Genomic DNA, 17,256 nt, shown 5'->3' with positions numbered 1-17,256 from the left:
TATGCAAAAACAGAAAAGAAAAGATCCTTCTGAACTTAGGGAAGGTTATACAACGGGTGCTTGTGCAACAGCATGTGCTAAAGCAGCATTAATCTCATTAATCACAAAGCTAGAACAAAAAAAAGTAATGATTCATCTGCCTGTGGGAAAAGATGTTGAATTTTCAATCGAAAAATGTGAAATAAGAGATATTGAAGTAAAATGTTCCGTAATAAAAGATGGTGGAGATGATCCTGATGCAACTCATGGAGCAATTATTGAAGCAACTGTTTCTTGGAGAAAAGACAAGGAAATTTTTATTGATGGCGGCAAGGGAGTAGGCCGAGTAACAAAACCTGGATTACCAATTGAAGTGGGACTAGCTGCCATTAATCCCGTTCCACGTAAAATGATTCAAACAGAAGTTGAAAAAGTCTTACAGCAATATGGAATTGAAACCGGAGTAAATATTATCATCACTGTCCCCGAGGGTGAAGAAATTGCTAAAAAAACATTAAATAGTCGTCTTGGCATCATTGGAGGTATTTCAATTTTGGGAACAAGGGGAACAGTCGTTCCTTTTTCCAACGCCGCTTATATGGCAAGTATTGTACAAGCAATATCTGTAGCAAAAGCAGCGGGTAGTGAACATCTTGTCTTTACAACTGGTGGAAGAAGTGAAAAATTTGCCATGAGCATGTATAGTGAGCTTCCTGAAGTTGCTTTTATTGAAATGGGAGATTTTGTTGGTTTTTCAATGAAACAGTGCAAACAATTAGGCATTCCGAAAGTATCTTTAGTCGGGATGATGGGAAAATTTTCAAAACTTGCCCAAGGTTCCATGATGCTTCATTCAAAAGGTTCTCAAGTCAATTTTGAATTTCTTGCATCCATTGCTAGAGAAAGTGGCGCTACCAATGAAAGTGTTAGACAAATTCTTCAAGCAAATACAGCAAATGAAGTAGGGGAAATCATGAAAGAACAAGGATGTATGAAATTTTTTGACAAATTATCGGAACTTTGCTGTAAAGAAATCTTAAAACATGTTGGTGGCGGATTGATTGTTTCAACTGCGATTTATTCAATGAAAGGTGAATTATTAGGAAAGGCGGAAATAATTGATGCCCATTAAATTGATTGGAATTGGTGATAACGGTGCACAAGGTTTGCATCCACAACTCATCGAATGGATTGAAAGTGCAGAAGTTCTCGTTGGTGGAGAAAGAGTATTATCATTTTTTCCAAACTTTAATGGAGAAAAAATATTATTGAAAACTAAAGTAATGAGCGTTATAGAAAAGCTAGAAAATAGGAATCAAAACATTGTGATTTTAGCCTCTGGCGATCCATTGTTCTATGGAATAGGAGGCCTCATTTCGAAAAAACTTCCAGTTGAAATTTATCCTTATGTAAGTTCAATTCAACTTGCAGCCGCAAAGTTCGGAATTAGTTGGCATGATGCTTATTTTGTCAGTATTCATGGAAGGCCGATTAAAGGACTAGCGCAAAAAATCGATGGAAAAGACAAAGTGATTATATTAACGGATGAAAATAATTCGCCAAATAATCTAGCATCATACTTAATAGAGTTTGGAATGACCGAATATGAAGCATATATTGCTGAAAACTTGCAAGGAGAAAAAGAACGTTGCAGAAAAATGACACTTGAAGAAATGAAGCGAGCAAGCTTCTCCCCTTTAAATGTTGTAATTTTAGTAAAAATTCAGCAAACAAAAAATTGGTCTCTTGGCATAGATGATGAAGAGTTTTATCAACGAAAACCGGAGAAAGGTTTAATCACGAAAAAAGAAGTTCGTGTTTTATCCATTAGTGCATTGAATTTACATGAAAAAAGTATTGTTTGGGATATCGGCACATGCACCGGTTCCGTTGCAATTGAAGCAGGGAAGATTGCAAAAGAAGGTAAAATTTTTGCCATTGAAAAAAATGAAGAAGATATCAAAAACTGTCTTCTTAATCAACAAAAATTTCGGGTTGATTTCACTGTTGTACACGGAAAAGCACCAGAAGGCCTTGATAAGTTTCCGAATCCCGATGCTATTTTTATCGGTGGTACGGGTGGAAACATGGAGGAACTATTAACCGTATGTTGTGAAAGATTAAACAAGAATGGCCGCATTGTTCTAAATGCTGCAACAATCGAAAACTTATATGAATCTATCAAAATATTTTATAAGTTAGGATTTCATACAGAAGTTACCCAAGTACAAATTGCGAGAAGTAAACAAATATTATCGTTGACTCGATTCGCTCCATTAAACCCTGTGTTTATTGTAAGTGCAAAACGAAAGGAAGATGAGGATGTGTAAAGGTGCTTTATATGGCATAGGTGTAGGACCTGGAGATCCGGAATTACTTACCGTTAAAGCTTTTCGGAAACTTCAAGAATGTCCTGTAATAGCCTATCCGAAAAAAATGCGAGGTTCAAAAAGTTATGCGTATAAGATTATAGAAGTTTATATACGTCCTGAAGAAAAGGAAATGTTAGGACTTGTATTTCCAATGACGAAAAATCAGGAAGTATTAGAGAGGGAATGGAATAAAGCCGTTGATGTAATTTATGAAAAAATTGCTCAAGGGAAAGACGTGGCATTTGTTACTGAAGGAGACCCGTTATTATATAGCACTTTTATTCATCTAATGAAAGTAATGAAGGAAAAATATCCCGATGTAGAAATTCATTCCATACCCGGTATTTCCTCCGTCAACGGTGCAGTATCCCGATTAACCATTCCACTAGCAGATGGTGATGAACAAGTGGCTATCATTCCCGCAAATGATGATGTTGAAAAGATGAGAAAAGCAATTGAAAATCATGATGCTGTAGTATTTCTAAAAGTTGCAAAGGTTATTGATGTGTTGCTAGAAATGCTTCGAGAATTAGGATTAGAAAACAAGGCACATGTAGTTACAAAAGTTACATCTGACGAGGAAATCTTATGGAATATCAACGAATTAGAAGGTGCCGATTTAAATTATTTATCATTAATGGTGGTGCGCAAATGAAGAAAATTTGGATAATTGGAGCAGGTCCAGGCGATCCCGATTTAATAACTGTAAAAGGATTACAAATGTTGCAAGAAGCAGATTGTATTCTTTATACAGACTCCCTTGTTAATGAAGAATTAATTGCCAAAGCAAAGAAAGAAGCAGAAATTATTAAAACAAGTGGAATGCATTTGGAAGAGATTGTTTCAATCATAGTCGATCGAGTAAAACGTGATAAATTAGTTGCCCGCATTCATACTGGAGATCCATCGATGTACGGTGCCATTGCTGAACAAATAACATTATTGAAAAAAGAAGGCATTGGGGTAGAAATCATTCCTGGTGTAAGCTCTGTTTTTGCTTCTGCAGCGGCAATACAAGCAGAATTAACGATTCCAGAATTAACACAAACTCTTATTTTAACCCGCGCTGAAGGTCGTACACCTGTACCGGAAAAAGAAAAATTAAAAGATTTAGCAAGCCATCATTGTACAATCGCTCTTTTCCTAAGTGCAACATTAACGAAAAAAATAGTGAAGGAATTAAAAGAAGCGGGGTGGCAAGATGACACGCCCGTTGCGGTAATTCAAAAAGCTACATGGCCAGATGAAAAAATCGTTCGTACAACACTCGCGAATCTCGATCAAGCGATGAAAGAAAATGGCATTCGGAGTCATGCCATGATTTTAGCAGGATGGGCACTTGACTCTAACCTTTATGAAAAGGATACGTATCGCTCAAAGCTTTATGATGCCGAGTTTACTCACGGCTATCGGAAAGGAGTTTCAAAGTGATTCAACTTGTGGAAGAGGAAATTCCAAACATTCATCAAAAAAATGATTATGCAGTTGTTGCTATAACAAAACATGGTGTAGAAATTGCTCGGAAATTACAAGGACTTTTTCCTAATTGTGACCTTTATTATCCGCAAAAGTTTTGTAAAGCTGATGAAGATAGCTTAAGCATCCAACTATATGATGGCAATGTTCGAATTCTGTTATCAGCGATTTTTAACAAATATAAAGGTCTGATTTTATTTATTTCTCTCGGTGCAGTTGTTCGCATGATAGCACCTCTTATAAAAGATAAAAAAATTGATCCAGCCGTTGTTGTTATAGATGATTGTTGTAAAAATGTAATCAGTGTGCTTTCCGGTCATCTAGGTGGAGCGAATGAATTAACGCGAGAAATCGCGGCATTGCTTCATGCAAACCCTGTGATTACGACGGCATCAGATGTTCAGCAAACTATCGCTGTTGATTTATTTGGCTCTCGGTTCGGTTGGGTTTGGGATTCAGAAGAACATTTAACGAAGGTTAGTGCAGCTGTTGTGAACGAAGAACATGTTGCTGTTGTACAGGAAAGTGGAGAGCGTTCATGGTGGATATATGATCGCCCATTACCAGAAAATATAAAAATTTATCAATCCATTTTGGAAGCAATCAATGCAAAACCAAGCGGTGCTCTAATTGTTACTCATCGGTTACTCACACCAGAAGAGACACCAATTTTACAATACGGCATTATATTTAGGCCTAAAGTAATTGTAATAGGAATCGGTTGTAATCGTGGAACAAGTGCGGAGGAAATTCATTTCGTCATTGAAGAGACGTTGCTTGAGTTAGGATTTTCATCAAAAAGTGTAAAAGCCATTTGTACGATTGATCTAAAGAAAGATGAAGAGGGTTTATTGCAAGTTGTAAACGAAAGAAATGTGGAATTTTGTACGTACACAGCTAAAGAATTGAATGAAATGCATATCGAAGAACCATCAGAAACGGTTTATAAATATACTGGAGCATATTCCGTAAGTGAAGCAGCAGCAAAACGTTATTTACAATCAAATTCACTAGTTCTAGTCAAAAAGAAAAGTGGGAATGTAACAATTTCTGTTGGGGTACTCGAGCATAAGGAGGATTTTCCGTGGCAAAAAGATTAATGATTGCAGGTACATCGAGCGGGGTTGGAAAAACCACTTTAACAATCGGAATCATGGCGGCATTGAAAAAACGAAATCTTGTCGTTCAAGGATTTAAATGTGGTCCAGATTATATTGATCCAACCTATCACACTGCCGTTACAAAACGAGTTTCTCGAAATATTGATAGTTGGATGTTTAGCCACGATGTCATTCGCGATATTGTGGAACGCAATAGTCGTGATGCAGATATAACAATTATTGAAGGTGTAATGGGGTATTTTGATGGAAAAAATCCATTAGAAAATACTGGTTCTGCTGCTGATATTGCGGACATTACTGAGAGTCCAGTTCTTCTCGTAGTGGATTGTGCAAGTATGGCAAGAAGTGCTGCTGCGATTGTAAAAGGATTTCAAACAATCCATGTACCATCACGTATTGTTGGCGTAATAGCCAATCGTGTTGGAAGTGAGAGCCATTTTAACATTGTAAAAGCTGCCATTGAACAAGAATGTCATATTCCTGTGATTGGTTATATGAAGAAAAACAATGAACTCCACTTGCCAAGCAGGCATCTCGGGTTAATTCCTGCTATTGAACGGGGAGATTTAGATTCTTATTTTGAAATGCTGGCAACAGAAGTTGAAAAAACGATTGATCTTAATAAACTACTAACGATTTCTGAAACAAACAGCTTAGAAAAAGTGAATCATTCTATTTTTGAAGAAAATTTAAAGGGGAATGTGAAAATTGCAGTAGCAAAAGATGCTGCTTTTAATTTTTATTATGAAGAAAATTTACAATTGCTCCGAGCTCGAGGGGCAGAACTTCTTTTTTTCTCACCGTTAGCAAATGATCCAGTACCGGAAGATGTTGATGGTTTATATATTGGTGGAGGCTTCCCGGAAGAATTTGCTGAAAAGTTAGCGAGTAATGAAGTGTCGAAACAATCCATCAAAGCAATGATTGAAAAAGGTGTTCCAACTGTTGCTGAATGCGGTGGATTTATGTATTTAACAAAATCCATTGAGACGACAGAAGGTATGAGTTATCCAATGGTTGGGGTAATTGATGGTAAAGTAGCCATGCAGTCCACACTTGCAGCCCTTGGATATCGTGAAATTTTTGGCATGAATGACAATTTCCTAATGAAAGAAGGAGAGGTTGCGAAAGGTCATGAATTCCACTATTCAATTTTCCAGCCAAATTCACTATATCCACCAGCTTATGAATTGAAAAGTCGATTTGGAGCAAAACGAGTTGGCTGCATTCTCCATTCTTTAATTGCAGGATATGTTCATTTCCATTTCGCCTCCAATTCAAAACTTGTAGATAACTGGATAAATGCATGTTTACAATTTCAAGAACAGAAACGAAATGCAATCTAATAATCTTAGAATGAAAAAGATGAACAAAAATATGAAGCAACAATGTTTCGGGAGGGAAAATATGAGGTTAGGAAAAGTGTATTTAGTAGGTGCTGGACCTGGGGATGAGAAATTAATTACCGTTAAGGGTCTTGAATGTATTCAACAATCTGACTGCATTGTATATGATCGGCTTATTAACTTAGCATTGTTAGATTATGCTCCATATAATGCAGAGCTTATATATTGTGGAAAACTTCCAGGAAAACATATGCGAATCCAAGAGGAAATTCATGAAATTCTAGTACAAAAAGCATTAGAAGGAAAAGTAGTAACCAGATTAAAAGGTGGAGATCCAAGTATTTTTGGAAGAGTAGGAGAAGAAGCGGCAGTATTAAAAAAGAAAGGAATACCATTTGAAATTGTGCCCGGCGTTACTGCAAGCGTTGCAGCAGCCGAATATGCGGGAATTTCGTTAACCCATCGTGAATATGCATCCACTGTTGCGTTAGTTACAGGACACGGAAGTAAAGATAAAGGTTCTGATAATTTAAATTGGGACTCCCTCTCCGGAATTGATACAATAGCATTTTATATGGGCGTAGGTAATTTAAGAAATATTTGTCATAAATTAATGCATCATGGAAAAAAAGCTGATACCCCAGTTGCAATAATTGAAAATGGTACGACAACAAGGCAAAGAACGATTACAGGGACATTAGAAACAATTTATGAACAAGCAGTAAAAGCACAGATTAGGAATCCTGCCATGATTATTGTAGGTGAAGTGGTACGTATCAGAGAACAAGCACAATGGTTTGAAGAATATATAGATGATTTGAAAAACACTGTAAATGAATGAAAGAAACAGGAGAAATATCGATGAAACAAAAAGGACTTATATTAATATATACTGGAAATGGTAAAGGGAAAACGACTTCAGCTTTAGGTCTTACTTTGCGTGCAATTGGCCGCGGCATGAACGTTCGTTTTTTACAATTTATTAAATCGAAAGAACGGACTTATGGTGAAGCCCTTGCTCTAAAAAAATTAGGGGTGACAATGGAACAATTAGGAATCGGTTTTACTTGGACAAAAACACCTGAGGAACATCGTGAAGCCTTGAAAAAAGGTTGGGAAATAGCAAAACAAGCCATTCAAGATTCAACTGTAGACGTTGTAGTATTAGATGAATTAAACAATGCCCTAAGCATTACACAGTTTCCAGTTGAAGATGTGATTCCATTAGATGAAGTGATCAACGTCATTCAAAACCGACCAAAACATATGCATGTTGTAATTACAGGCCGTAATGCAAAACAAGAATTAATCGATATTGCAGATTTAGTTTCAACTATTGAACCGACGAAACATTATTACAATGAAGGGATTCCAGCAGTAAAAGGCTTGGAATTTTAAAGGAGAGGTCGTTTTTGCGTGCTAATTCAATTATGATTCAAGGAACATCTTCTGATGTGGGAAAGAGTGTGCTTTGTACCGCACTTTGCCGCATTTTCTCAAATGCAGGATACAAAGTAGCACCTTTTAAGTCTCAAAATATGGCGCTGAATTCCTATGTCACCAAAGATGGGGGAGAAATTGGGCGTGCCCAAGGTGTACAAGCGGAAGCTGCTAGAGAAATCGCAACAACCAAGATGAATCCGATATTACTGAAGCCGAAACAAGACATGGTATCAGAAGTCATTGTTCATGGGAAACATTTTATGGATATGAGTGCTACAAATTATAGAGATAACTTTGTGCTGCAGGCATTACCAATTGTTGAAAAGGCCATTCGAGAACTAGAACAGTCCTACGATATTATTGTAGCAGAAGGTGCTGGAAGTCCAGCTGAAATTAATTTAAAAGATCGAGATATTGCTAACATGCGTGTTGCGAAAATGCTCAATGCGGATGTGTTCCTTGTGGCGGATATAGATCGAGGAGGCGTTTTTGCATCCATTGTTGGCACTCTAGCATTGCTAGATGAAGATGAACGAAAACTTGTAAAAGGAATAATTATTAACAAATTTAGAGGAATGATTGAAATACTTGAAAACGGAATAAAATGGCTTGAAGAATATACAGGTATTCCTGTCATTGGCGTCATCCCATATTTTGACTTGAAAATCGAAGCCGAAGATTCATTAGCCCTTGATACGTTAAAATTAAAAAGACCGAAAAAGAACGATTCTCTCATTGATGTTGTTTGTATACAATTGCCGAGAATCTCTAATTTCACCGATTTAGATCCGCTATTTGATGAACCTGATGTAGGCGTTCGTTTTGTAAGTCATGCAAGTGATTTAGGCAATCCTGACTGTATTATAATTCCTGGTACGAAGAATACGACAGCAGATTTAGAGTGGTTGAAAGAAACGGGGTTATTTGAGGCTATTCAGCAATGCTCTATGAATGGTTCGCGGGTATTTGGGATTTGTGGTGGCTATCAAATATTAGGAGAGAAGTTGTTTGACCCTGACTTTGTGGAGAGCGATATAAAAGAAACGACAGGTCTTTGCTTATTACCGATTCAAACGACTTTTGAAAAAAATAAACGCACGACCCAAACGAAAGGGAAAATTCATCCAATGCTTTTTAATAAAGAAATTGATGTGAAAGGTTACGAGATTCATTTAGGTCAAACAAAAGTAACGCAAGACTCTAATGTACAACCATTTTTACAATTAGATGATGGATCTTGTGATGGGATTATTTTTCATCACGGGAAAGTGATTGGTACTTATTTACATGGAATTTTCCAAAATCGTTCCTTTACAAGAGCTTACTTTAATGAAATTAGAAAAAGTAAAGGTTTAAAAGAATTATCAATGGATGTAATATCCGATAAAGAACAACGAGAACAAGCTTACGACGTACTTGCACAACATGTACAGCAATATTTGAATATGGAATATATTTATTCTTTATTAGAAAATCAAAAGAAGGTCAAAGGGGGCGTCTGAAAAGTCATTTCAATACGCCCCCTTTGCGGCTGTCGCACACGCTTAGCCGCAGATAAATTGCGGCTGTCGCACAAGCTTAGCCGCAGATAAATTGCGGCTGTCGCTATCGCTTTCGCCGCAGATAAATTGCGGCTGTCGCTATCGCTTTCGCCGCAGATGAATTGCGGCTGTCGCTATCGCTTTCGCCGCAGATGAATTGCGGCTGTCGCTATCGCTTTCGCCGCAGATAAATTGCGGCTGTCGCTATCGCTTTCGCCGCAGATAAATTGCGGCTGTCGCTATCGCTTTCGCCGCAGATAAATTGCGGCTGTCGCTATCGCTTTCGCCGCAGATAAATTGCGGCTGTCGCTATCGCTTTCGCCGCAGATAAATTGCGGCTGTCACTATCGCTTTCGCCGCAGATAAATTGCGGCTGTCGCTATCGCTTTCGCCGCAAATAAATTGCGGCTGTCGCTATCGCTTTCGCCGCAGATAAATTGCGACGAGGAGGCGCGTTTGATGTGACCACCGCAGGAGCAAAATTTTTAAGAGAATATTACTATAAGAAGTAAGGCTGTTCAGAAAGTGTTCGAATTTCTGGATAGCCTCTTTTATTTGTTCAGTATAAGTGGTGAAATTTGTAATCTTAAGCAACTAAGCGTAGAATGATGATGAAAAAGGTATGATAAAGGAGTTTTGATGATGAGAAACAGCCGTTTAGTAAATGAATTTATCGAATTAGTACAGATTGACTCGGAAACGAAACACGAAGAAAAAATTGCACCCGTACTTATAAAGAAGTTAGAGGATTTAGGTTTTTCAGTATATCAAGATGATGCCCATACACGAAATGGTCATGGTGCTGGGAATATTATTGCCACATTGAATGGAAAAGAAGATATAGAACCCATTTATTTTACTGTTCATATGGATACAGTCGTTCCTGGAAAGGGAATTAAACCTGAAATACGGGATGATGGATATATTTATTCAGACGGAACAACGATTCTAGGTGCAGATGATAAAGCCGGTATTGCTGCACTATTTGAAATGGCCCGTCGACTTAAAGAACAGTCAATTGAGCATGGAACCATTCAATTCATAATTACTGCTGGTGAAGAAAACGGACTTCGTGGGGCTAAGGAATTGGAACGGGAAAAGATTTTCGCCAAGTATGGATATGCGGTAGATAGTGATGGAAAAGTTGGGGGGATTGTCGTTGCAGCTCCTTACCAAGCTAAAATTGAAGCGAAGATATTTGGAAAAACTGCCCACGCAGGAGTTGAACCAGAGAAAGGAATCTCTGCCATCACCCTAGCTGCAAAAGCGATTGCTGAAATGAAATTGGGGCGCATCGATCATGAAACAACGGCAAACATCGGTCGTTTTGAAGGTGGAAAGGCAACAAATATCGTTTGCGATGAAGTTTTAATTTTAGCAGAAGCCCGCTCCATCCAAAAGGCTAAATTAGATCACCAAACGAAACATATGAAAGAGACTTTCGAAAAAGTTGCTGAAAAATTAGGCGGCCGTGCAGAAGTGGATGTTCAAATCATGTATCCTGGATTTTCAGTAAACGAATCAGACAAAGTGGTGCAAATAGCAGTCGAAGCTGTCCGAAATATTGGTCGTACACCTCAAATTGGCGTTTCAGGCGGTGGTAGTGATGCAAACATTATTTCAAGTTTTGGAATTCCGACAGTGAACTTATCGGTAGGCTATGAAAATATTCATACAACAAAAGAAAGAATGCCTATTGAAGAATTGGAGAAATTAGCCGATTTATTAGTAGAAATCGTTAAAAGTTCTTGCAAGTATTGTTCAATTTGAGGTGATGTTCATGAAAACAATCGTTTTTCGATGCGAAAATGAAGAATACGCAATACCTGTTAATCAAGTCGTGTCGATTGAAAAAATAGGAAAAATAAACCCCATTCCACACTTGCCAACTTATTTAGTAGGTTTTACGCGAATTCGTGGAGAGCTTATACCTATCCTTGATTTTAATATTATTTTGTACAACAAACCAACAACGGATTCGTTGGCGAGAATCATTGTATTAAATACGAACGTCGTCAATTATGGATTAGTTGTGAGTGAAGCGAAAGAAATTTTAGATTTTCGTGATGAAGACATTCAACAAGTGGGGCTCGTAAATTATTCTAAAACAAAATATTTTACAGCAGTGGCCAATTTAGAAAATCGAATGATTACGATTGTGAATCCAGACGTTTTGATAAATTCATTAGAAGGAATTCGGGAAATTATTGATTATTTACATCATTTATTGAAAGAGGAAAAAGAGATGAATTCATAAAATATAGAATTGCTAGAGTAAGGCATTGGCCTTTTCTAGCTTTATTTTTATATAAGGTGGAATGATATGATGAAAACGCCATATCGACCAATTCTTCATATACCAAAAACAAAAATGGAGAAAATCTGTGATATCGTTGGTATTGGTTTATTTATATTGTCTAATTTGTTTATTATTTTTCAGTGGAGTCAAATTCCTGATCGAATACCAGGACATTTTAATGCTAAAGGTGAAGTAGATCGATGGGGTTCAAAATATGAGTTAATCATATTGCCATTCATTGGAATGTTTGTTTTATTGTTAACATCTCTTTTTGAAAAAGCTCCCCATATGTATAATTATCCGGAAAGAATCAATGAATCAAATGCAGAAAAATTTTATTTAAATAGCCGAAAGATGTTAAATATTATAAAAAATATTTGCATGATCCTTTTTGCATTGATTAATTTTCAAATTGTACAAATCGCATTAGGTAAAACCGAATTTCTTTGGATTTGGTTTATTCCGGGGATTATCGTTTCCCTCATTATTACAATAGGTATTGGTATATATAAACAATCCAAAATTAAATAATTATTTTCCACACTTCTATACCGAATGACAAGAAAAGTTGATGTTGAAATATTGGAGTTGATTTGATGGAAATACGGAAAGAACTATTAGAACTGTCTGAACAGAAGTATCAATTGTTTCAAAAAACATTAATACCGAATCAAGAAAATATTCTTGGGGTTCGCATTCCGAAGTTAAGAGCATTAGCAAAAGAAATTTCAAAAAGCGACTGGGAAGATTTTTTATTGAATGGAACAGAGGAATATTTTGAAGAAATTATGCTAAAAGGCATGGTGATCGGGCAAGTAAACATTCCATTAGAGGAAAGGCTCAAGTGGATTAAGTGGTTTGTACCTAAAATAGATAATTGGTCTGTATGTGATAGTTTTTGTGTCGGATTAAAATTTACAAAAAAGCATCGGGATGAAGTGTGGAAATTTCTTAACCCCTATTTCCAATCAAAAAATGAATTTGAAATACGTTTTGCCATCGTGATGTCCCTTAGTTATTTTATTGAAGAAAAGTATATTGAAGAATTATTTCAAATATGGGATGACATCAAGCATGACGGCTATTATGTTAAAATGGCAGTCGCTTGGGCGATATCCGCTGCCTATTTAAAGTTTCCCAAAGAAACAACATCATTTTTACAAAAAAATTCTTTAGATGATTTTACTTATAATAAAGCGTTACAAAAAATAATTGAGTCTCATCGTATCAGCAAAGAAGTGAAGGAAAGCATACGAAAAATGAAAAGATCAATAAGGAATACCTTCTAAATCTAATAATCGTTTTTTTACATCCAGTCCACCGCTATAACCAGTAAGACTTCCGTTTTTACCTATGACGCGGTGGCAAGGGATGACGATGGATAATGGATTGCTTCCAATTGCTCCTCCTACTGCACGGACTGCTTTTGGATTTCCAATATTCGTTGCCACTTCAGAATAGGTAGCAGTTTTGCCAAATGGAATTTTACATAATTCATTCCACACTTGTAGTTGGAAAGGAGTTCCAGAAATATCAAATGGTAATGTAAATTGTTTGCGTTTACCATCTAAATATTCAATCAATTGGGAAGAATAGGGCGAAATGAATAGATCATTTTCAACTACTTCACAATGTGGATATTGTTTTTGGCAATACTGTTTTAATTCTTCCATAGAAGAATGTTGAGCCCCTACAAAAACTAAACCTTTGTCCGATGCGGCAATATATAAGTCCATATATGAATGGTTGATGCATGATGCGTAAATGCTTTTTTGTTTCATAACATAACCCCTTTCTCGTTTTCCTAAATGAAATACTAAATTAAGTAAACTGTAACATACTTTTTCTTCCGATTCTTCATCTGAAAAAAATAAAGTATTTAAATTAATATGATAATAAAAAGATAAATCAAAATAGCGATGTATTATAGGGGTAAATTAATAGTTAAAAATATTGTTACTTTTCTTTATATATTTAATTATTGTAATATTAAAATACTAATAAAGGTGGACAAATGGGGGAAGAACATTGATACAGTTAGAAAATGTAACAGTGAAACGAAATGGCAAAATCCTTTTGAAAGAGATTAATTGGAATATAGATAAAGGGGAGCATTGGTCCATCATTGGATTAAACGGAGCGGGTAAAACTTCATTGCTCAATATCATCACCGGCTATCTATACCCTACTTCAGGAACAGTAAAAGTGTTAGGTCAAGAATTTGGAAAAACAAATATTCCTGAATTGCGTAAAGAAATCGGCTTTATCAGTTCTTCTTTAAAAGAGCAATTAAGAGAATTTGATTCTGTGTTAAGTATTGTGCTAAGCGGAAAATTCGCATCGATCGGTCTATATGAACCGGTAGAAAAAAAAGATGTGGAAATCGCACATATGCTTATGAAACAATTAGGAATTGAATATTTGGAAAGTTCCCGATATGGCCTACTGTCTCAAGGTGAAAAACAAAGGGTGTTAATTGCTAGAGCATTAATGGCCAATCCGAAAATATTAATATTAGACGAACCTTGTAATGGATTAGATGTTATTGCAAGAGAGGAATTTCTAGCGTTTTTAGGGAATCTTGCACGACAGGAATATTGTCCAACATTAATCTATGTCACTCATCATGTAGAAGAAATATTGCCTTGTTTTTCTCATACTTTGTTGCTAAAAGATGGGGAAGTATATGCAAAAGGATTAGCCAATGATCTATTAACCGAGCAAAACTTATCTCAATTTTTTGGTCGCGATCTATCCGTACAAGAACAGCAGAATCGTACATGGATTGCATTTAAATAATTGGACAATTCAAAGCCGTTTACGAGGAGCAGGATAAATGAAGGGAAATAACATTCGGAAAGAATTGCTATCTTGGTTTTTTGTTTTCGTTTCGGGAATTACTATTGCTTTAATCTGTAGGGAATATATTTTTTCTCCCGTTGTTGTAAATGGTGCGTCAATGTCACCTACATATGAAAATGAAGATGTCATTATTGTTAGCAAAATAAGTAAAATCCAACGATTTGATCACATTGTTTTTAAAGCACCTTATGAAGATGAATATTATATTAAACGGGTCATAGGTTTGCCTGGAGATACGGTTGAAATGAAAGATGATGTATTAATTATCAATGGAAAAGAATTTGAAGAACCATATGTAAAACAAAATGCTGAGTATCAAATTCGCATGACTGAAAATTTTACATTGGAAGATTTGACGGGTGAAAAGAAAGTGCCAGATGGCTATATATTTGTATTAGGAGATAATCGTTTGAACAGTTATGATAGTCGGCATTATGGTTTAATACCAATAGAGGATGTTTTTGGAGAATCTAAATTGAGAATTTATCCACTACAAAACATGAAATATTTTTCTAATCCATATGAATAAACATGTTGCAAAATAAATCCTAAACATAATTAAGAAGAAGTGAGAGGCTGGGACATAATCAAAAAATTAAAGGGGCAGTTGAAAGAGTTTTGATAAAAAATTGATATAACTAAAAATTGATTGAAGTGACGGGGCGAGTGCTCCTGTCGCGCACGCTTAGTCGCAAAGCGGAGCAAGTTCAAGGAAGTAAATTCAAAGCTTTCCTGCGACGAGCCCTCTCGAGACACCGCAGGAGCGAAGCAATGAGCTCCGAGGAGGCTCGAGCCGGGCCCGCGGAAAGCGTCCCCGGAACGGAAATCAATTTTAATAACATATCAAAAAAACATCATTTTCTCCTTGGAGAAAATGATGTTTTTTTAGATTTGTCCCAACCTCTTTTTCATCGACTTTCCAATTTTGATAATGCAAAAATGCAATAAATGAAAGATAAGAATACAGTATATTAAAAATTCCAAACGTCTCAACAGGTATTATATGGTTGCTCTATTTTTATTTGATGATTGTTTTGACGTTTTTTTAATTCTTCTCGAATTTCATTTGTCCACACACCATCTTCTAAATGATTTGCAATTTCTATTAATATTTCAACATCATGAAAGGAATATTTTCGAATACCTGTTTTTGACCTTTCGGGGAAAATTAATTTTCTTGATTCATAATAACGTATCTGTCTATGGGACAAACCTGTAAGCTCACTAACAGTGCCGATTGATATAACCTTTTTATATTTATATGCATGATTTTGTAGAGGCATCAAGCATTACCCACTTTCTGATAGTCTAATATGTTTAACTCTATATCTATTTATTAAACCACTCGAAAAAAAATACCAAACTAACATCATATTTATAGTGAATGTTTCTACATGAAATCTCATTAATCGACATGTAAAAAAATTGCAAGTTTAATAAAAAAGTATGTAAGGAGTTCTTACAAAGATGATGTTCACAAAATTGTAAATAAATATACTAAAATTAGCTTTATTTTCAAGAGAACAATTTATCAAAAGGAGGAGATGTATGAAAAAATTACTTGTTGTTTTTGCCAGCTCTTTATTATTGGTAATCCTTTCAGCCTGTTCACAAAGTTCCAGTAATCAATCCGGTCAACAAACAACAACAGAACAAACTGGAGATAATTCCAATGTTATAAAAATTGCAACCCATACACCGTTATCCGGTGGTAATGCAATCATTGGTGAAGCCATTAAACTTGGTGCTCAAATGAAATTGGAAGAAGAAGCATCACGATTTGAAGAAATGGGCTTTACACTGCAATTGGAACCTTATGATGACCAAGCAGATCCAAAAAAAGGCGTATCGAATGCCAACTTAATAGGAGCAGATGATGCAATTTATGGAGTAATTGGTCACTTTAACTCAGGGGTTACGATTCCTTCTTCAGAAATATACGAGAAATACAACATAACAATGGTGAATCCCGGAAGCACTGCGACAGATGTAACGGATCGAGAGCTAAAAACAGTGAATCGTATTGTAGCCCGTGATGATTTCCAAGGACCAGCTGGTGCTCAATTTGCTGTTAATGAATTAGGGGCAAAAAGAATTTTCGTGATTCAAGATAAAACAGCTTATGGCACAGGAATTGCTGATGCGTTTGTTGCAGAAGCGGAAAAATTAGGTGCTGAAATCGTTGGATATGAAGGAATTACAGTTGGTGAAAAAGACTACAATGGTGTCATCAATCAAGCATTAAATAAAAAACCTGATTTAATTTTCTTTGGAGGCATTTATAGTGAAGGTGGAATTATTATAAAACAAGCACGGGATAAAGGAATCAATGTACCAATTATGGGTGGCGATGGAATGGACTCCTCAGGTTTAGTTGATATTGCTGGGGAAGCAGTGAAGAATGTGTACATTACATCGGTTGCTGGAGATACAAGTTCAACCCCTGAAGGAAAAAAATTCATGGATGATTATAAAGCAAAATTCAATAAAGAAGCAGAAGCATTTTCGGCTTATGGATATGATGCAATGGGCGTATTTTTACAAGGTTTAGAGAATGCTATTAAAGCAAATGGCGGCAAACTTCCTCCGAAAGAAGCAGTTGTAGAAGCTGTAAGAGCAATAACTGATTATCAAGGAGTCATCACAGATGTTTCTTTCGATGAAAAAGGAGACAACAAGAATGCAAAAGTTTATTTATATAAATTTGAGGAAGCAAAATATCCAGCATCGTATGTAGGTGAAGTAAGCCAATAAGCAGACTGAAAGGGGATGTCTAGAAAGCCGGACACTAGACATCCTTCCTATCTAATAATAAGA

General features: G+C 36.2%; 18 protein-coding genes. 16 read left to right on the top strand and 2 right to left on the bottom strand.

Going from position 1 to position 17,256, the window contains the following annotated elements; genetic code table 11:
• Nucleotide 1 precedes the first annotated feature (1 nt).
• From NSU17_RS00620 to NSU17_RS00560, 13 genes are all read left to right on the top strand, one after another.
• On the top strand, nucleotides 2–1,111 hold the full coding sequence (locus NSU17_RS00620) for a cobalt-precorrin-5B (C(1))-methyltransferase (protein ID WP_340704006.1): 1,110 nt from the start codon (nucleotides 2–4) through the stop codon (nucleotides 1,109–1,111).
• Nucleotides 1,101–2,309 (top strand): precorrin-6y C5,15-methyltransferase (decarboxylating) subunit CbiE, encoded by a 1,209-nt coding sequence (gene cbiE, locus NSU17_RS00615; RefSeq protein ID WP_168412197.1) that lies wholly within the window; start codon nucleotides 1,101–1,103, stop codon nucleotides 2,307–2,309. The genes NSU17_RS00620 and cbiE overlap by 11 nt, the downstream gene beginning before the upstream one ends.
• Nucleotides 2,302–3,006 carry a precorrin-2 C(20)-methyltransferase gene (gene cobI, locus NSU17_RS00610; RefSeq protein WP_168412196.1) on the top strand — a complete coding sequence of 235 codons (705 nt, stop codon included), beginning with the start codon at nucleotides 2,302–2,304 and terminating at the stop codon, nucleotides 3,004–3,006. Before cbiE ends, cobI begins: the two co-directional genes overlap by 8 nt.
• Complete coding sequence (gene cobM / locus NSU17_RS00605) at nucleotides 3,003–3,782, top strand: precorrin-4 C(11)-methyltransferase (protein WP_096551011.1); 780 nt, start codon at nucleotides 3,003–3,005, stop codon at nucleotides 3,780–3,782. Before cobI ends, cobM begins: the two co-directional genes overlap by 4 nt.
• Nucleotides 3,779–4,927, top strand: coding sequence for a cobalt-precorrin 5A hydrolase (locus tag NSU17_RS00600; RefSeq protein WP_340704005.1), 1,149 nt, complete (start codon nucleotides 3,779–3,781; stop codon nucleotides 4,925–4,927). Before cobM ends, NSU17_RS00600 begins: the two co-directional genes overlap by 4 nt.
• Nucleotides 4,927–6,294 (top strand): cobyrinate a,c-diamide synthase, encoded by a 1,368-nt coding sequence (locus tag NSU17_RS00595; RefSeq protein ID WP_040764497.1) that lies wholly within the window; start codon nucleotides 4,927–4,929, stop codon nucleotides 6,292–6,294. The genes NSU17_RS00600 and NSU17_RS00595 overlap by 1 nt, the downstream gene beginning before the upstream one ends.
• 61 nt (nucleotides 6,295–6,355) lie before the next feature.
• The gene (gene cobA, locus NSU17_RS00590) at nucleotides 6,356–7,135 is read left to right on the top strand and encodes a uroporphyrinogen-III C-methyltransferase (protein ID WP_340432794.1); all 780 of its coding nucleotides are present in this window, start codon (nucleotides 6,356–6,358) and stop codon (nucleotides 7,133–7,135) included.
• Nucleotides 7,136–7,155: 20 nt separating this feature from the next.
• Entirely contained in the window at nucleotides 7,156–7,692 is a 537-nt protein-coding gene (locus NSU17_RS00585; RefSeq protein ID WP_016837790.1) for a cob(I)yrinic acid a,c-diamide adenosyltransferase, read from the top strand.
• Nucleotides 7,693–7,706: 14 nt separating this feature from the next.
• Entirely contained in the window at nucleotides 7,707–9,239 is a 1,533-nt protein-coding gene (locus NSU17_RS00580; RefSeq protein ID WP_340432796.1) for a cobyric acid synthase, read from the top strand.
• A gap of 681 nt (nucleotides 9,240–9,920) precedes the next feature.
• Entirely contained in the window at nucleotides 9,921–11,048 is a 1,128-nt protein-coding gene (locus tag NSU17_RS00575; protein ID WP_340704004.1) for a M20/M25/M40 family metallo-hydrolase, read from the top strand.
• Nucleotides 11,049–11,058: 10 nt separating this feature from the next.
• Nucleotides 11,059–11,535 (top strand): chemotaxis protein CheW, encoded by a 477-nt coding sequence (locus tag NSU17_RS00570; protein ID WP_340434697.1) that lies wholly within the window; start codon nucleotides 11,059–11,061, stop codon nucleotides 11,533–11,535.
• A 66-nt stretch (nucleotides 11,536–11,601) separates the two neighbouring features.
• On the top strand, nucleotides 11,602–12,108 hold the full coding sequence (locus NSU17_RS00565) for a DUF1648 domain-containing protein (protein WP_340434700.1): 507 nt from the start codon (nucleotides 11,602–11,604) through the stop codon (nucleotides 12,106–12,108).
• Nucleotides 12,109–12,173: 65 nt separating this feature from the next.
• The gene (locus tag NSU17_RS00560) at nucleotides 12,174–12,866 is read left to right on the top strand and encodes a DNA alkylation repair protein (protein ID WP_340704003.1); all 693 of its coding nucleotides are present in this window, start codon (nucleotides 12,174–12,176) and stop codon (nucleotides 12,864–12,866) included.
• Here the strand turns inward: NSU17_RS00560 and NSU17_RS00555 are convergent.
• Nucleotides 12,846–13,358 carry a methylated-DNA--[protein]-cysteine S-methyltransferase gene (locus NSU17_RS00555; RefSeq protein ID WP_340704002.1) on the bottom strand — a complete coding sequence of 171 codons (513 nt, stop codon included), beginning with the start codon at nucleotides 13,356–13,358 and terminating at the stop codon, nucleotides 12,846–12,848. The genes NSU17_RS00560 and NSU17_RS00555 overlap by 21 nt on opposite strands.
• Nucleotides 13,359–13,605: 247 nt before the next feature.
• Between NSU17_RS00555 and NSU17_RS00550 the strand changes: the two genes are divergently transcribed.
• A complete protein-coding gene (locus tag NSU17_RS00550; RefSeq protein WP_340704001.1) occupies nucleotides 13,606–14,376 on the top strand; it encodes an ABC transporter ATP-binding protein in 771 nt (256 codons plus the stop codon).
• Between the two features lie 37 nt (nucleotides 14,377–14,413).
• On the top strand, nucleotides 14,414–14,968 hold the full coding sequence (gene lepB, locus NSU17_RS00545; RefSeq protein WP_340704000.1) for a signal peptidase I: 555 nt from the start codon (nucleotides 14,414–14,416) through the stop codon (nucleotides 14,966–14,968).
• Nucleotides 14,969–15,428: 460 nt separating this feature from the next.
• Here lepB and NSU17_RS00540 read toward each other — a convergent pair whose 3' ends face one another.
• Complete coding sequence (locus NSU17_RS00540; protein WP_340703999.1) at nucleotides 15,429–15,722, bottom strand: MerR family transcriptional regulator; 294 nt, start codon at nucleotides 15,720–15,722, stop codon at nucleotides 15,429–15,431.
• A gap of 265 nt (nucleotides 15,723–15,987) precedes the next feature.
• Between NSU17_RS00540 and NSU17_RS00535 the strand changes: the two genes are divergently transcribed.
• Nucleotides 15,988–17,193, top strand: a complete 1,206-nt coding sequence (locus NSU17_RS00535) for a branched-chain amino acid ABC transporter substrate-binding protein (protein ID WP_340703998.1) — start codon at nucleotides 15,988–15,990, stop codon at nucleotides 17,191–17,193.
• Nucleotides 17,194–17,256 lie beyond the last annotated feature (63 nt).

This window comes from Ureibacillus sp. FSL K6-2830 (assembly GCF_038004145.1).
GTDB classification, from domain to species: domain Bacteria; phylum Bacillota; class Bacilli; order Bacillales_A; family Planococcaceae; genus Ureibacillus; species Ureibacillus thermosphaericus.
The sequence above is the reverse complement of the archived record's forward strand: the minus strand, read 5'-3'. Positions and strand labels throughout refer to the sequence as shown.

Excerpts from the sequence above, each read along its gene's own strand:
- NSU17_RS00570 (WP_340434697.1), top strand. The coding sequence starts at position 11,059 with ATGAAAACAATCGTTTTTCGATGCGAAAATGAAGAATACGCAATACCT.
- NSU17_RS00565 (WP_340434700.1), top strand. The coding sequence starts at position 11,602 with ATGATGAAAACGCCATATCGACCAATTCTTCATATACCAAAAACAAAA.
- NSU17_RS00585 (WP_016837790.1), top strand. The coding sequence starts at position 7,156 with ATGAAACAAAAAGGACTTATATTAATATATACTGGAAATGGTAAAGGG.
- NSU17_RS00560 (WP_340704003.1), top strand. The coding sequence starts at position 12,174 with ATGGAAATACGGAAAGAACTATTAGAACTGTCTGAACAGAAGTATCAA.
- NSU17_RS00540 (WP_340703999.1), bottom strand. The coding sequence starts at position 15,722 with ATGCCTCTACAAAATCATGCATATAAATATAAAAAGGTTATATCAATC.
- cobA (WP_340432794.1), top strand. The coding sequence starts at position 6,356 with ATGAGGTTAGGAAAAGTGTATTTAGTAGGTGCTGGACCTGGGGATGAG.
- NSU17_RS00595 (WP_040764497.1), top strand. The coding sequence starts at position 4,927 with ATGATTGCAGGTACATCGAGCGGGGTTGGAAAAACCACTTTAACAATC.
- NSU17_RS00535 (WP_340703998.1), top strand. The coding sequence starts at position 15,988 with ATGAAAAAATTACTTGTTGTTTTTGCCAGCTCTTTATTATTGGTAATC.
- cobM (WP_096551011.1), top strand. The coding sequence starts at position 3,003 with ATGAAGAAAATTTGGATAATTGGAGCAGGTCCAGGCGATCCCGATTTA.
- cbiE (WP_168412197.1), top strand. The coding sequence starts at position 1,101 with ATGCCCATTAAATTGATTGGAATTGGTGATAACGGTGCACAAGGTTTG.
- NSU17_RS00555 (WP_340704002.1), bottom strand. The coding sequence starts at position 13,358 with ATGAAACAAAAAAGCATTTACGCATCATGCATCAACCATTCATATATG.
- lepB (WP_340704000.1), top strand. The coding sequence starts at position 14,414 with ATGAAGGGAAATAACATTCGGAAAGAATTGCTATCTTGGTTTTTTGTT.
- cobI (WP_168412196.1), top strand. The coding sequence starts at position 2,302 with ATGTGTAAAGGTGCTTTATATGGCATAGGTGTAGGACCTGGAGATCCG.
- NSU17_RS00575 (WP_340704004.1), top strand. The coding sequence starts at position 9,921 with ATGAGAAACAGCCGTTTAGTAAATGAATTTATCGAATTAGTACAGATT.
- NSU17_RS00620 (WP_340704006.1), top strand. The coding sequence starts at position 2 with ATGCAAAAACAGAAAAGAAAAGATCCTTCTGAACTTAGGGAAGGTTAT.